Origin of the sequence: Clostridium magnum DSM 2767 (assembly GCF_001623875.1) — a bacterium.
Lineage (GTDB): Bacteria > Bacillota > Clostridia > Clostridiales > Clostridiaceae > Clostridium_AM > Clostridium_AM magnum.
On sequence record NZ_LWAE01000002.1, the window covers coordinates 1,123,468 to 1,138,358 of the forward strand.

The window sequence follows — 14,891 nt, forward strand, 5'->3', positions numbered from 1 at the left end:
ATAATTATCCTCCTATTTTTCAAGATGATTGATGATGCAATCACCTAATTTTTTAATGACATTAACTGTCATCGCATTTCCAGCCTGCATAAGTAAGTGTCTATTTGTAACACTGTCTTTTACCTTTTCTGCGTATTCAACAGGAAAACCTTGTAAAAGTAGTGCTTCAAAACCTGTTAGTTCCTTAATTGAATGATTTTTTATGTAAAAAATGCCGTCTCTCTGCGAGCGTAATGTTGGCACCTTTCCACGGTATAACCTTAAATCGGACATTCTTGTGTCAATTATAAGTTTTTCTTCATCCAGGAAATCGGTTGGTACATGTTTTCCTTGATTTGTTGGATTTTTTAGGTAGTATGTAAATTTTTCAAGATTAATCTCTGATATATCATTGTTTGAATCAATTAAATAGTTTTCTAAATCAAGAACAGGTTCAACTGTTGGCCACTCGAAGCCATCAGCAGATAGATTGGATTTCTTATCAAATCCAATGAAATATACTCGTTGCCGCATTTGAGGGACTCCATAATCAAGGCTGGTTAGTACCTTGTAAACAACTGAGTATCCGATATCATCATACTCACTCATAATTTTTTTTATAGTTGTACCTTTATCATGGCTCACAAGCCCACGTACGTTTTCTAATATGAAGCATTTTGGGCGAGTTTCATTAAGAATTTTTATAAGATGGAAAATTATTTGTCCTCTATCATCATCAAAACCTGCTTTTCTACCTATGACAGAGAATGATTGGCAGGGAAAACCCGCAATTAAAAGATCAAATGATGGCAGGGCTTCACATTTAATTTTTTTTAAATTCCCAAAGTTCTTTTCATTTTCAGTGTTAAACATCTGTTTGTATGTTTCAACCGATAGTCTACTTGTATCGGAATAACCGACACATTTTAATCCACTCTGCTCTAAGCCTAGCCTTCCGGCTCCTATACCAGAGCAAAAGTCGAAAAATGTATTTATCTTCATTATTACCCCCCGATGTATTTAAAGATATTTGCTCAATATCAGTCTTTTATCATTTCAACAATATCAGAAATATCACAGTCAAGTGCCTTGCAAACTTTAGTTAACGTTTCGGTACTTATATTTTCATTTTTTGACATTTTAGTAATGGAAGAAGAGCTTATTCCAGCGGCAATCTGTAAATCCTTCTTTTTCATATCTTTGTCAATAAGTAATTTCCATAATTTTTTATAACTTATGGACATTGATTTCACCTCTCAACTTTTACATTAAAACAAGTGAAGTGGCTTAGATAAAGACCACTTTTTAAAGTGCACTTTTTAAAGTATAACATCTCAAAATGTAAAAAACAATGCTTAATGAATGAAAAATCATGCGATAGCAAGAATATTCTGTTGAATTGATTGAAAGTTCTTTCTTTGGATGTTACAATATTATCCAAGGGGTTAAATGAAAAACGCAAGATACTTTAAAAAAGCATAATATGATTTATTACGCTACTTATTGGAGGGGTTATTATGGCAGGCAATCGTTCATTTAAAGATTATGTGGCAGATAGATTTTATAATGAGTTGTTTGCTGCCATACAAAGCTATACTGCAGATAACTACGATAATCTAGACTTACGGCTATACAGAGTTCGAACAATCGGTGGCATAGAATTGTCAGATATAGATGTAAAATTTATATCTATTAATGACTTGCCGGATATGAAAATAGAATTTGATGTTGCGGTAGAAGCTGAACTGGAAGCCAGGGAGTCGGATTATCACTACGATGAATCGGAAACGTGCAAGCAATGGTTTATGCTGAAATGTTCCGGTAATTTGGATTGCAATTTAGATGACTTTACAATCTCCAGTGTAACTGAATATACTAGCAAAAATAGGCAGCCAAAGCCTATGTCAGACTCTCTGGTTCCTATCATTAATAGAGAACAATTAGAATCTGTTGCTACAGATATCCTTCGAAGGAATTATCCTGAAGCATTGCAAACACCGATGGCAGTAGAGCCACAGAAGCTTGCAGAGAAAATGGGTCTCGAAATACAAATGCGAGAAATAACTAAGGATTTTTCTGTCTTCGGACAGATATATTTTCATGACTGTGATACTGAATTTTATGATGAAGACAGCGATGAAATGGTCCAGGCCCATGTGGATGCACGTACTATTTTTGTGGACCCAAAAGCATACTTCCTTCGTAATCTCGGCTCAGTCAACAATACCATTGTGCACGAGTGCGTTCATTGGGATCAACACAGAAAAGCATTTGAGCTGGAGCGGCTATATAACAGTAGTGCCACACGAATCAAGTGTCAAGTAGTCGGCGGTATTAAAGACAATAGCAGGGATGCGACTGACTGGATGGAATGGCAGGCAAATGCTCTCGCACCAAGGATTCAAATGCCACTTTCAACGTTCAAGACCAAAGCGTTTGAATTTATCAAGCAGTTTCGTGCAGAACTTGGAACGTTTGAACTTATAGATATAATGGAGCCAGTTATTGATGCCTTGGCGACGTTCTTTACTGTATCTCGTGCCTCAGCAAAAATCCGGATGATTGATGCCGGATTTGAGGAAGCTATCGGAACCTTTACATATATAGACGGTCGCTATGTCAAGCCGCATAAATCTAAAAAGGGTACCTTGCAAAGAAATCAGACATTTTCGATTGGAGCGCAGGATGCTGCGATCCAAAGCATAACCAACCCTGCAATGAGTGCTCTGATAAGAGATGGTAGCTATCAATATGTTGATTCTCACTTCGTTTTAAATCATCCGAGGTATTTAACGCAGGATGAGAATGGAGTTACCATATTAACCAATTTTGCACGAAACAATATGGAAGAGTGCTGTTTGGTTTTCGATTTATCGGTCAAGTCTGGTTGCAAGGAAAGATACCATAGTGAGTGTTTTCTCAATCGTGACAAGGCATCGGATATTGATTTCGACATAAAATATTGTAATGGTTTTGAGTATGCAACTCCAGAAAGGAAAGCCAAAATACTGGCTGATACATTGGCGGACGAAATGCGAGTCTACAATGAACTTCCAACAAGTTTTACAAAGTCCCTTCAAATGGTATTTAACTGGAAGAATGTTACCTTTGTAGAAATAGAAAAAAGAACAATGCTGAGTTCAAAAACGGTAAGTCGCATTGTCAACGGAGAAAACCAAGGGTCAATTAATTCCATAATTTTGATTTGTCTAGGACTTCATCTGCCTCCTGAAATCAGTAAGCACATTATTGATAAATCACCGTTCTCATTGAGCTTCAGCAATCAGAGTCATCTTTGGTATAATTTTGTATTGACTCACCTTTATACAAAGTCGATGGACGAAATCAGAGCCTTTTTACAAGAACACGGTGCAGAGGCATTATAAAAATTAAAAATACTTTTTGAGAAGCGGACACGGGATGTCCGCTTTTTGCATCTGAAAATCTATATGAGCCATACATGAATCCTATTAAGGGGTTTGTGTATGGCTCTTTTTTTGTTGTTTTGTATGTTTTTATACGAAAAAGGCATCTTTCTAACCTCAATTATAACGGACATGAGGTGTCCGACCAGGCTGTCCTTTTTTAACTTACAATAAAAATAGACGGAGGACAAGTTCTTTGTAAGTAGAAAATACGACCGCTCCTCGTCTATAAAAAAATATCAAAATGCCTGATTTGCAATAAGGCAAAGGATACATATTGTTTCGCTCAAGTCCGCAAGGACTGTGGCGTTGCAATAGAAGTACCTTCCCTTGTTGCGCTCATTTTCAGGATAAAAGGGTCTGTGTACTTCAAAGCACAGACCTTTTTGTGTGTATCCTTTGCCGCCAATGCAGTCCGGCGGAAAGGACGCAAAAAATGAGGATTAGAATTCTGTACGACAACAAACCCACCTATCTGGAGGTACCGGACAAGGACTGCACCGTAATGATTGACTCAGATTATGAAGAGCGCCTCTCATCTGCCGAAGACAAGGAAACTGTGGCTCGCCGTTCTGTGCAAGAGATTATGGAGGAGCGTTTCAACAAACCTGAGTACAACAACTGGCATAAATTCAACCGCCACTACGGTGAACCAAAGAAAAAGTTCCGCAAAGACGATGAGGCTGAGGATAAATCCGATGCAATGGATTCTTTTCCTGACAACTCAGATGAAGAGACCTGGGAGAAACAGGCAGAGTATGAATATGTCTGTGAAATTATTCGTAAGGCTCTCAAGGAAAAACAGGCAGAGCTACTGATAGCTATCGTCATGGATGGAGTTTCTGTAACAGATTATGCAAAGCGTGAAGGTGTCTCAGTCAGTGCCATTTCACACCGTATGGAAACAGCAATTAAGAATTTCAAAAAAGTTTTTCCGAAATCCTCAACTTTCCCCTCTTCCCAAGGCTAAAAGGTAGAGGGCAGCAAATAAACGCTCTCAGAAAGAGGTGAACAACATGAAACATAATTTGCGAATCAGTGTTTCAAAACATCCGCAGTCTGGCGGGATTGTATCCTGTCGCAATGTCACCATAAGGGAGCGTTTCCTTCGTTTCTTCCTTGGGGATATTCAGAAACTGACCATCCTTGTTCCAGGTGATACCGTACAGGAACTTGCCATCTGCGAGACTCAGGAAGGAGGAAAAAGCCATGAGTAAAATCAAGTTGCTCCTTGATGTGGTTTCTGATATTCGTTCTTTGGCAGACAGCTTGCAGGCGGTTGCAGATGTGATGATGGAAAATGAACCTACCGAAACAGCAGTACCAACCACAGCTAAAAAAGAGCCGGTGCCGAAGAAATCAGAAAAACCCAAGATGAAGGAAATCACTCTGGAGGAAGTAAGAGCAAAACTTGCAGAAAAGAGTCAAGCCGGACTTACCGCTGAAGTGAGAGAAATCATCAAAAAATACGGTGGTTCTAAACTGAGCGAAATTGCCCCGGAGAATTACGTAGACATCTTGAAAGATGCGGAGGTACTTAGCAATGAGTAATCACGCAGTGCTTTCTGCATCCGGGTCGCATAGGTGGTTGCACTGTCTTCCATCTGCACGATTGGAACTGGAGTTTGAAAATAAGGAATCCAATGCAGCAGCCGAAGGCACTGCCGCCCATGCTCTTTGTGAGCATAAACTTCGCAAAGCACTTCACATGAGGAGCAAGCGTCCTGTTTCGGATTATAACACCGATGAGATGGAAGAACACAGCGATGCTTATGTTCAATTCATAATGGAGCAGCTTGAAGCGGCAAAGCAAAGCTGTAAGGACCCATTGGTACTTATCGAACAGCGCCTAGATTTTTCCTGCTATGTACCACAGGGCTTTGGAACCGGTGACTGCATCATCATTGCGGATAAAAAACTTCATATCATCGATTTCAAGTATGGAATGGGTGTGTTAGTGGATGTGGTGGAAAATCCGCAGATGAAATTATATTCCCTTGGTGCTTTGGAAATCTACGATAGTCTGTATGACATCGAGGAGGTTTCCATGACCATCTTCCAACCACGCAGGGAGAATGTCAGTACGTGGACTATCTCGGTAGATGAATTAAATGATTGGGCAGAAAACGAGCTGAAACCGAAGGCGCAGAAAGCATATGACGGTGATGGTGAATATCTCCCTGGAGAGTGGTGTACCTTCTGCCGAGCAGCGGTAAAATGCCGTGCAAGGGCGGAAGAAAAGCTGAAACTGGCAGAGTCAGAGTTTAAGATGCCACCACTACTTACGGACTACGAAATTGAGGGAGTTCTGTCCAAACTATCTGACCTTACAAAGTGGGCAAATGAAATCATAGCTTATGCCACGGATGCCACTATCAATCATGGTAAGGAGTGGCACGGGTTTAAGGTAGTCGAGGGCCGATCTGTCCGCAAATATAAGGATGAAGATGCTGTTGCAGAAGCAGCCAAGGCAAATGGCTACAAGGATATCTTCCGTCAGAGCCTCATTACCCTCACGGAAATGCAGAAGCTGATGGGCAAGACAAAATTCCAGGAAATTCTCGGTGGCCTCATTTATAAACCGTCGGGCAAGCCGACTCTGGTTCCAACATCGGATAAGCGTCTGGCTATGAATGTATCAAACGTATATAACGAATTTAACGAAATATTGGAGGAAAAAGATTATGAATAATCAGAATAGCACTAAGGTAATTACAAGCGTAAACACCCGTCTCAGTTACTTCCACGGTTGGGAACCAGTATCCATCAATGGTGGAGCGGAAAAGTACAGCGTATCGGTGTTGATTCCCAAGACAGATAAGGAAACCATTAATGCAATCAACGTTGCAATAGATGCAGCTATCGAAGAAGGTATTGCAAAGTTTGGCGGTAAGAAACCGAATAAGGCTTCCATCAAGATTCCACTTCGTGATGGTGATGTAGAACGTGACGATGAGGCTTACAAGGGGCATTATTTTGTAAATGCCAACAGCAATACTGCACCTCAGATTGTAGACAAAGCAGTCAGACCTATCCTTGACCGTAACGAGGTATACAGCGGTTGCTATGCAAGAGTATCCTTAAATTTCTATGCTTTTAACTCTAATGGCAACAAGGGTGTAGCCTGCGGACTCGGCAATATACAGAAGATTAAGGATGGCGAGTCTTTGGGTAACAGAACCAATGCTGTAGATGATTTCAACACTGTTGCAGATGATGATTTCTTGGCATAGCAGTAGAATAACTAATCGGGCGAGGTGGCGGAGGATGTTCCTCTGCCACCTTGTTTGCATTGGAAAGGATGGTATTTAATAAATGAAATCTATTTCTATTGATATAGAAACATTTTCAAGTGAAAATCTTCAGAAGTCTGGGGTTTACCGTTATGCTGAAAGCCGTGATTTTGAAATTTCATTATTTGGCTATTCGGTAGATGGTGGCGAAGCGCAGGTGGTTGACCTTGCCTGTGGCGAGGAAGTCCCTGATGAAATTATCGATGCTCTTATAGACGATTCTGTTACCAAATGGGCCTTCAATGCAATGTTTGAACGTGTTTGTTTATCAAAATGGCTTAACCTTCCTCTTGGAGAATATCTTGACCCCGCATCTTGGAAATGTTCCATGATATGGTCGGCATATATGGGACTTCCTCTTTCCCTTGAGGGAGTCGGTACTGTTTTAGGATTGGAAAAACAAAAGCTAACGGGAGGCAAAGATCTCATCAGATATTTCTGTACACCTTGTTCTCCTACGAAATCAAACGGAGGTCGTAATCGTAATCTGCCAGAACACGATACGGATAAATGGGAGTGTTTCAAAGCATATAACCTCCGCGATGTGGAAACCGAGATGGCGATAAAGCAGAGACTGAGTAAATTCCCTATGCCGGAGAATGTCTGGGAGGAGTATCGTCTCGACCAAGAAATCAATGACCGTGGTATTTCCATTGATATGACATTTGTGAAACAAGCTGTTGCAATCGATGAAAATTCTCGTGAAAAGCTGACTGCTCTTATGCAAGATATGACCAATCTAGAGAATCCAAATTCGGTGCAGCAGATGAAAGGTTGGCTTGCTGATAACGGGATGGAAACAGATACCCTTGGGAAAAAAGCGGTTGTCGAAATGTTAAAGACAGCTCCCGAACCGCTAAGTGAAGTGTTGGAACTTCGTCAGCAGCTTGCCAAGTCCTCGGTCAAAAAATATACAGCGATGGAGAATGCGGTATGTCATGACGGTCGTGCCAGAGGAATGTTTCAATTTTACGGAGCTAATAGAACAGGCAGATTTTCCGGCAGACTGATTCAATTACAAAATCTCCCTCAAAACCATATGCCTGATTTAGAACAGGCTCGTGACTTAGTTCGAAGCGGAAACTTTGATGCACTTACATTCCTATATGATTCTATACCAGAGGTGCTATCGGAACTTATCCGTACTGCCTTTATTCCCCGTGATGGTAAGAAGTTTATTGTTGCGGACTTTTCGGCAATTGAGGCTCGTGTCATTGCTTGGCTTGCAGGCGAAAAATGGAGAATGGAAGTATTCCAAAACGGCGGTGACATTTACTGTGCCAGTGCTTCCCAGATGTTCCATGTACCCGTAGAAAAACACGGCGTGAACGGGCATCTCCGTCAGAAAGGAAAAATTTCAGAACTTGCCCTTGGCTACGGTGGATCTGTTGGAGCATTAAAATCAATGGGTGCTTTGGAGATGGGAATTGAAGAAGATGAACTTCAGCCTCTTGTAACGGCTTGGAGACAGACCAATCCCAATATCACAGAACTCTGGTGGGATGTCGACCGTGCCGTAAAAACCTGTGTTAAGCAAAAAACTCCTACAGAAACACACGGTATTAAATTCACCTATCAAAGTGGAATGCTCTTTATTACCCTTCTTTCCGGTAGACAGCTTTCCTATGTGAAACCTCGTATGGGAGAGAATATTTTCGGCGGTGAGTCGGTTACTTACGAGGGTGTCGGCGGTATGAAGAAATGGGAAAGAATCGAAAGCTATGGTCCCAAGTTTGTAGAGAATATTGTTCAGGCAATCAGCCGTGACATTTTATGTTATGCCATGCAGACTTTAAAGAATTGTTTCATTGTAGCTCATGTACACGATGAAATTATCATCGAGACCGATATGAGGATGTCGCTTTCTGCAGTCTGTGAACAGATGGCTAGAACACCAACCTGGGCAAAAGGGCTGTTACTTAGTGCCGATGGCTATGAGTGTCAGTTTTATAAAAAAGATTAAATTCATTTTTGAAAATCCTCAACTTTCATTACCTCCTATGGCTATTAGGTAGAGGGGTTTCCTCTCTGACTATATTACAGGAGGTAATTCGTATGGACGAATTAGTAAGAATTAAATATGAAAATGACCGCCCCACAGTGCTTGGTCGTGATTTACATGAGGTCTTGGAAGTAAAAACAGCGTATAAAGACTGGTTTCCAAGAATGTGTGAGTATGGATTTGTGGAAGGTACAGACTTTAGCTCATTTTTGAGCGAAAGTACCGGTGGCAGACCGAGCATGGATCATCAGCTTACCATCGACATGGCAAAAGAGTTATGCATGATTCAGCGTACTCCAAAAGGAAAGCAGTGCCGCCAATACTTTCTTGAAATTGAGAAGGCTTGGAATTCCCCAGAGGCAATTATGGCGAGGGCATTACAGTTTGCTAACCAGAAGCTAACTCAAGTAAGACATCAAAATAAATTGCTTGAGGGTACGATTGCCGTTCAGAACCAACAAATTACAGAAATGAAACCGAAGGTATCTTATTACGATGTGGTGCTAAATTGCAAAGACCTTATTTCTACATCGGCAATTGCCAAGGACTATGGCAAGTCTGCTATCTGGATGAACCGTTATCTTCATGAAAAGGGAATTCAATTTAAGCAAGGAGACATCTGGCTTCTATATCAGAAGCATGCTGAAAAGGGTTATACCAGCACCAAGACACACAGCTACCTGGGCAGTAACGGTGAACAACACACAAAGGTTCATACCTACTGGACCCAAAAAGGCAGACTCTTCATTTACGAGTTGATGAAGGCAGACGGTATCTTGCCTAAGATTGAAATGGAGGCTTTGTGATGGGAATCAACAAATACAATTCAGAAGGTTATTATGACCCGACTCCCCATGAAGCACTGTCCAATATTATCAGAGAGGAGAAGGCAGAAAAGAAATCTGCCTTCAAGCCTCTTGTGTATATCTGCTCCCCATATTCCGGGGATGTGGATGAAAATGTGAAAAAGGCTCGTGCGTTCTGCAGATTTGCCTTGGGGCAAAACTGTATCCCTATTGCTCCCCACCTTATGTTTCCGCAGTTTATGGATGATGCAAACCCAAAGGAACGGGAACTTGCCTTATTTATGGATATCGTGCTGATGGGCAAATGCTCTGAGGTATGGGTGCTTGGTAATTCCATCTCAAACGGTATGACCACGGAGATTGAAAAAGCCAAGAAACGCAGGCAGACGGTCAGATATTTCAACGCAGGGTATGAGGAGGTCGAAGACTTATGAAAATTGCAGTCGGCAACAGTCGAATGGATAGAAAGTGGAAAAACAGTGACATCTCATGGGAGGCTTTCTGTTCCCGTGTGAAGACCACGCAACGTACCACGGAAACGGTGGAAGAATATCGCAAATTAATAAGAGGTCAACAGGATGATATCAAAGACGTGGGTGGCTTTGTCGGAGGGCATCTGAAAGAAGGTAGGAGAAAGAAAGGCAATGTTTTATGCCGTTCTTTACTGTCTCTTGATATGGATTATGGTACAGCTGATATCTGGGATCAGATTACCATGCTTTTTGATTCCAAATGTTGTGTCTACTCTACACATAAGCACACTCCGGAACAGCCGAGGCTCCGTCTGATCATTCCCCTTGCCCGTGAAATTAGCGAAGAAGAGTATGCGGCCGTTGGCCGTATGGTGGCAAAGGAAATTGGTATTGACCTTTTCGATGATACGACCTATGAGGCTCATCGCCTTATGTATTGGCCGTCCACATCCTCAAACGGTGTATTTGTCTATGAAGAAACCGATGGTACTCTTCTTGACCCGGATGTTTATCTTTCTAAATATGAAAACTGGCATGATACCAGTACTTGGCCTGCATCTTCTCGGCAATCAGAGATCATTAATCGGAATCTGAAAGAACAGGCAGATCCGCTTTCCAAGGAAGGTGTAGTAGGAACGTTCTGCCGTACCTACACGATTCGTGAGGCAATTGAGAAATTCTTAGGTGCTGTTTATTCCCCATCCGCAATGGAAGGGCGCTATGACTATATCCCGGCTGACAGCAGTGCGGGTGTAATTACTTATGATGATAAGTTCACATATAGCCATCATGCCACCGACCCTGCAAGCGGTCTGCTCCTCAATGCCTTTGACCTTGTGCGTATCCATAAATTCGGTTCCCTAGATGATAAGGTGTCGAGGGCTACGGCTCCAGGTAAGATGCCGTCTTATGTAGCAATGTGTGAGTTTGCTATAAAGGATGAAGCCGTGAAAGCGGAGTTTGCTAAGGAAAGACAGGAACAGGCTGAGGATGAGTTTGGCGGTGATGATTGGCAGACTGCTTTGGTACTAGATAAGCAAGGCCATGTGAAGGACACACTGGATAACATTGTACTCATTCTGCGGCACGATGAAGATTTGCAGCACATTGCCTTCAACTGCCACCGTGACGGTATTGATGCCAAAGGCGGTCTGCCTTGGGATCAGATTAAGGGTGGTTGGAATGACTCGGACAATGCACTTTTGAAGGTGTACTTAAGCAGTGTGTATGGACTGTATTCTCCGACCAAGACCAAGGATGCCGTGTTAGCGGTAGCTTCAGAAAGAGCCTACCATCCAATCCAAGAGTATCTGAACTCGCTGCCGGAATGGGATGGTATAAGCCGTGTGGAAAATCTTCTGATTGATTATTTCGGAGCAACGGATAACTCCTATACCAAAGCAGTCATTCGCAAAACGATGGTTGCGTCGGTAGCACGTATTTTTAGACCGGGTACAAAGTTTGACAGTGTCCTTATATTAAATGGTCCACAGGGCATTGGTAAGTCAACCTTCTTTGCAAAACTCGCTGGGGATTGGTTTTCAGATAGTTTGACTATTACGGACATGAAAGACAAAGCCGGTCCTGAAAAGCTGCAAGGCTATTGGTTGCTGGAACTTGGCGAACTTGCCGGAATGCGTAAGACCGATGTGGAGGTTGTAAAGTCCTTTATCTCCCGTTCAGATGATAAGTACAGAGCAAGCTACGGTGTCAACGTAGAAAGCCATCCCCGTCAGTGTGTAATTGTAGGTTCTACCAATGCAGAGAGTGGTTTCCTTCGTGATATTACGGGAAACCGCAGGTTCTGGCCTGTGCGGATAAGTGGTAACGGCAAGAAGAAAGCCTGGCAAATTACTAAAGATGAAGTGCAGCAGATTTGGGCAGAGACACTTGTGCTTCATGAGAAGGGCGAAAGACTCTACCTTGAAGGCGATGATGTATCCCTTGCAACCGGGGAACAGGCAGATGCAATGGAAACCGATGAGCGAGAAGGTTTGGTTAGAACTTATCTGGACACGTTGTTGCCAGATGACTGGGAATCCATGTCTTTGTACGAGCGTAGAAATTTTCTCGGCGGTAGCGAATTTGGCGGTGGTGCCCGTGTTGGGACGGTAATAAGAACCCTTGTCTGCAATATGGAGATTTGGTGTGAGTGTTTCGGTAAGGATGCATCCTCTATGAGAACATCTGATTCCTATGCTATCGGTGCCATTATGAGAAAGATCAGTGAATGGAACAAGTACACCGGGAACAAGAACGGAACAAGCCACTTTCCTATCTATGGAAAGCAGCGAGCTTATTCCCGAAGCGAGGAACAAGGGTAAGTTGTTCCATACTTTGTTCCAAAACTGGTTCCTATAAAAAAGCCAGTAATTCCAGTTAAAATCAGCGGTTCGGAACAGGTGGAACAAGATGTAATCTATTTATTTATAAATCATAAAAAAGAAGAAATTTAGCCTGTGCATACACACGTACACGCGCGTATAGGAAAAATGGGTTAAAGTTGTTTTCCTGTTCCGAGCCTTTCTATAGGAGGCAATTATGCTTGAGAAATATATCGAAAAGAAGCTAGTGGCGACGGTAAAAAAGATGGGAGGCATTGCGGTGAAGTTCGTAAGTCCAGGTTTAGATGGGATGCCGGACCGTTTGGTGCTTTTACCTAATGGGAAGATGGCATTTATCGAATTAAAGGCTCCCGGTAAGAAACCCCGCCCGATACAGATTAGAAGAATAAAGCAGTTACAGAAGTTAGGCTTTGCCTGCTATGTAATTGACAGCACTGAACAGATTGGAGGGATACTCGATGAAATACAGTCCTCATAAATATCAGACCTATGCGACCAACTTCATTTTAGAGCATCCCATAGCTGCAGTATTTTTGGAGATGGGTCTTGGCAAGAGCGTGATTACACTAACTGCCATCTTCGACTTGTGCCTTGACAGCTTTGAAATTGGAAAGGTTCTGGTCATTGCCCCTCTAAGGGTAGCAAGAGATACTTGGCCTGCTGAGATAAATAAGTGGGAACATTTAAAAGGCCTTAACTATTCGATGGCAATCGGTACGGAGCAGGAGCGTTTAGCAGCACTTAAGAAACCCGCCAGCATTTATCTTATCAACAGAGAAAATGTGGACTGGTTGGTAAACAAAAGCGGTGTTCCTTTCATTTTCGACATGGTGGTCATTGATGAACTCTCATCCTTTAAGTCCTATGGTGCAAAGAGGTTCAAAAGCTTACTTAAAGTCAGACCCTTGGCAAAACGTATTATAGGTCTTACGGGTACACCATCCAGTAACAGCTTGATGGATTTGTGGGCAGAGTTTCGTATCCTCGACATGGGTGTAAGACTCGGCAGGTACATAACTCACTACCGCAGTTCCCTCTTTACTCCAGATAAACGTAATCAGCAAATGGTGTTTTCATATAAACCCCTGCCAGGTGCAGAAAATGCAATATATAGGCTTATTTCGGATATTACGATTTCCATGAAGTCAGTTGATTTTCTAAAAATGCCGGAATGCGTGATAAATGAAGTGCCTGTGTATTTGAGTGAAAAAGAGCAGTCGGTGTATGAAGGTTTTCGTGAGGAGATGGTTCTTGAGCTTGCTGGTGAGGAAATTGATGCCATGAACGCAGCTGTCCTTTCAAACAAGCTCCTGCAGATGGCAAATGGTGCTATCTATGATGAAGAGAAAAAGGCTCATTTCATTCATGACCGTAAGCTTGATGCCCTTGAGGATTTAATCGAAGGCGCAAACGGCAAACCTGTCCTCATTGCCTACTGGTATAATCACGATTTGGTGCGTATCAAGGCAAAATTAAAAGTCCGTGAAATTAAGACTTCCAAGGATATCGAGGATTGGAACAACGGAGATATTCCTGTGGCAGTTATCCATCCGGCATCAGCAGGACACGGTCTTAACTTACAAAGTGGCGGTTCTACGCTGATTTGGTTTGGACTCACTTGGAGTCTGGAACTATATCAGCAGACGAATGCAAGACTTTGGAGACAAGGTCAAAATGAAACGGTGGTAATCCACCACATCATTGCAAAAAGTACAATTGACGAGGATGTCATGAGGGCTTTGAAACGAAAGGAAAAGACACAGTCCGACCTTATCAATGCGGTCAAGGTAAACTTAAGGAAAGCGAGGGATAACGTATGATGGATGCTTATGAAAAACTGGCAAATGCCATTGTTCTGCAGGCGGTCAAAGATTACCGGTTTGCACTGAAAAGGTTGGTGAAACATCCACATACAGATTCAGCCTTGTATACGAAACGAGAGGTTGAGAGTTTCTTTCGTTCCGGGTTATTCTCTATGCTGACCGCCATTGATCCTGAAATGTTAATCAAAAAACTGAATGAGGAGGTGGTGCGACGATGATGGCAAAGGAGTTTTTGAGACAGGCATACCGTCTGAATGAACTGATAAATTCCGACCTTGAGGAACTGCAAAATTTAAGGGAGTTATCAAGAAGTATTTCATCTCCGGTGTTTGAGGAAAAAATCAGTGGAACAAAGAGTACTGACCCGCCTTTTGTAAGGTATGTGGGAAAGATTATAGACCTGGAAAAACAGATACAACAAGAGGTTGACCGTTTGGTAAAGCTGAAGAGTGACATTCGTGAGGCAATTAATCAGATGCAGAACGTTGATGAAAAGCTACTGCTCCGTTATCGCTACATCAACTTCCTTAACTGGGAAGAAATCTGTGTGAACCTTAATGTGTCCATACGTACTGTACACAGACTTCATTCGTCAGCTCTACAGCACTTAAAAGTACCGCAATAAAAAAGTTGGCACACGATGGCACAGTATGTCACTGTTTGTCCACTGTGAAAGCAGTATAATGATAGTATAGAAAACTATCAAAAAGCCTTCATGGGAGTACTTCTCCTGCGAGGGCTTTTC

At 42.2% G+C, this 14,891-nt stretch carries 16 protein-coding genes; 14 read left to right on the forward strand and 2 right to left on the reverse strand.

The window, feature by feature from the left end:
• Nucleotides 1-12: 12 nt before the first annotated feature.
• Nucleotides 13-981 (reverse strand): DNA (cytosine-5-)-methyltransferase, encoded by a 969-nt coding sequence (gene dcm / locus CLMAG_RS12630; RefSeq protein ID WP_066622568.1) that lies wholly within the window; start codon nt 979-981, stop codon nt 13-15.
• A gap of 38 nt (nt 982-1,019) precedes the next feature.
• Nucleotides 1,020-1,223: a helix-turn-helix domain-containing protein gene (locus tag CLMAG_RS12635; RefSeq protein ID WP_066622569.1), complete on the reverse strand. Its 204-nt coding sequence runs from the start codon at nt 1,221-1,223 to the stop codon at nt 1,020-1,022.
• A 273-nt stretch (nt 1,224-1,496) separates the two neighbouring features.
• Between CLMAG_RS12635 and CLMAG_RS12640 the strand changes: the two genes are divergently transcribed.
• The 14 genes from CLMAG_RS12640 to CLMAG_RS12705 all read left to right on the forward strand — a co-directional run bounded on the left by CLMAG_RS12640 (nt 1,497) and on the right by CLMAG_RS12705 (nt 14,771).
• Nucleotides 1,497-3,365, forward strand: a complete 1,869-nt coding sequence (locus CLMAG_RS12640) for an ImmA/IrrE family metallo-endopeptidase (protein ID WP_066622570.1) — start codon at nt 1,497-1,499, stop codon at nt 3,363-3,365.
• A 475-nt stretch (nt 3,366-3,840) separates the two neighbouring features.
• A complete protein-coding gene (locus CLMAG_RS12645; RefSeq protein WP_066622572.1) occupies nt 3,841-4,374 on the forward strand; it encodes a sigma-70 RNA polymerase sigma factor region 4 domain-containing protein in 534 nt (177 codons plus the stop codon).
• Between the two features lie 46 nt (nt 4,375-4,420).
• Nucleotides 4,421-4,621, forward strand: coding sequence for a hypothetical protein (locus tag CLMAG_RS12650; protein WP_066622580.1), 201 nt, complete (start codon nt 4,421-4,423; stop codon nt 4,619-4,621).
• Nucleotides 4,614-4,955, forward strand: coding sequence for an rRNA biogenesis protein rrp5 (locus CLMAG_RS12655; RefSeq protein ID WP_066622582.1), 342 nt, complete (start codon nt 4,614-4,616; stop codon nt 4,953-4,955). Before CLMAG_RS12650 ends, CLMAG_RS12655 begins: the two co-directional genes overlap by 8 nt.
• Nucleotides 4,948-6,096 (forward strand): DUF2800 domain-containing protein, encoded by a 1,149-nt coding sequence (locus CLMAG_RS12660; protein WP_066622584.1) that lies wholly within the window; start codon nt 4,948-4,950, stop codon nt 6,094-6,096. Before CLMAG_RS12655 ends, CLMAG_RS12660 begins: the two co-directional genes overlap by 8 nt.
• Complete coding sequence (locus tag CLMAG_RS12665; protein WP_066622593.1) at nt 6,089-6,637, forward strand: DUF2815 family protein; 549 nt, start codon at nt 6,089-6,091, stop codon at nt 6,635-6,637. Before CLMAG_RS12660 ends, CLMAG_RS12665 begins: the two co-directional genes overlap by 8 nt.
• A gap of 82 nt (nt 6,638-6,719) precedes the next feature.
• The gene (locus CLMAG_RS12670) at nt 6,720-8,660 is read left to right on the forward strand and encodes a DNA polymerase (protein WP_066622594.1); all 1,941 of its coding nucleotides are present in this window, start codon (nt 6,720-6,722) and stop codon (nt 8,658-8,660) included.
• Nucleotides 8,661-8,752: 92 nt separating this feature from the next.
• Nucleotides 8,753-9,505, forward strand: a complete 753-nt coding sequence (locus tag CLMAG_RS12675) for a phage antirepressor KilAC domain-containing protein (RefSeq protein WP_066622595.1) — start codon at nt 8,753-8,755, stop codon at nt 9,503-9,505.
• Nucleotides 9,505-9,939, forward strand: coding sequence for a DUF7768 domain-containing protein (locus CLMAG_RS12680; protein WP_066622596.1), 435 nt, complete (start codon nt 9,505-9,507; stop codon nt 9,937-9,939). The genes CLMAG_RS12675 and CLMAG_RS12680 overlap by 1 nt, the downstream gene beginning before the upstream one ends.
• The gene (locus CLMAG_RS12685) at nt 9,936-12,302 is read left to right on the forward strand and encodes a virulence-associated E family protein (protein ID WP_066622599.1); all 2,367 of its coding nucleotides are present in this window, start codon (nt 9,936-9,938) and stop codon (nt 12,300-12,302) included. The genes CLMAG_RS12680 and CLMAG_RS12685 overlap by 4 nt, the downstream gene beginning before the upstream one ends.
• A 217-nt stretch (nt 12,303-12,519) precedes the next feature.
• Entirely contained in the window at nt 12,520-12,801 is a 282-nt protein-coding gene (locus CLMAG_RS12690; RefSeq protein WP_066622603.1) for a VRR-NUC domain-containing protein, read from the forward strand.
• Nucleotides 12,782-14,143, forward strand: a complete 1,362-nt coding sequence (locus tag CLMAG_RS12695) for a DEAD/DEAH box helicase (protein ID WP_066622605.1) — start codon at nt 12,782-12,784, stop codon at nt 14,141-14,143. Before CLMAG_RS12690 ends, CLMAG_RS12695 begins: the two co-directional genes overlap by 20 nt.
• Entirely contained in the window at nt 14,140-14,364 is a 225-nt protein-coding gene (locus CLMAG_RS12700; protein ID WP_175562203.1) for a hypothetical protein, read from the forward strand. Before CLMAG_RS12695 ends, CLMAG_RS12700 begins: the two co-directional genes overlap by 4 nt.
• The gene (locus CLMAG_RS12705; protein WP_066622607.1) at nt 14,361-14,771 is read left to right on the forward strand and encodes a DUF1492 domain-containing protein; all 411 of its coding nucleotides are present in this window, start codon (nt 14,361-14,363) and stop codon (nt 14,769-14,771) included. The genes CLMAG_RS12700 and CLMAG_RS12705 overlap by 4 nt, the downstream gene beginning before the upstream one ends.
• Nucleotides 14,772-14,891 lie beyond the last annotated feature (120 nt).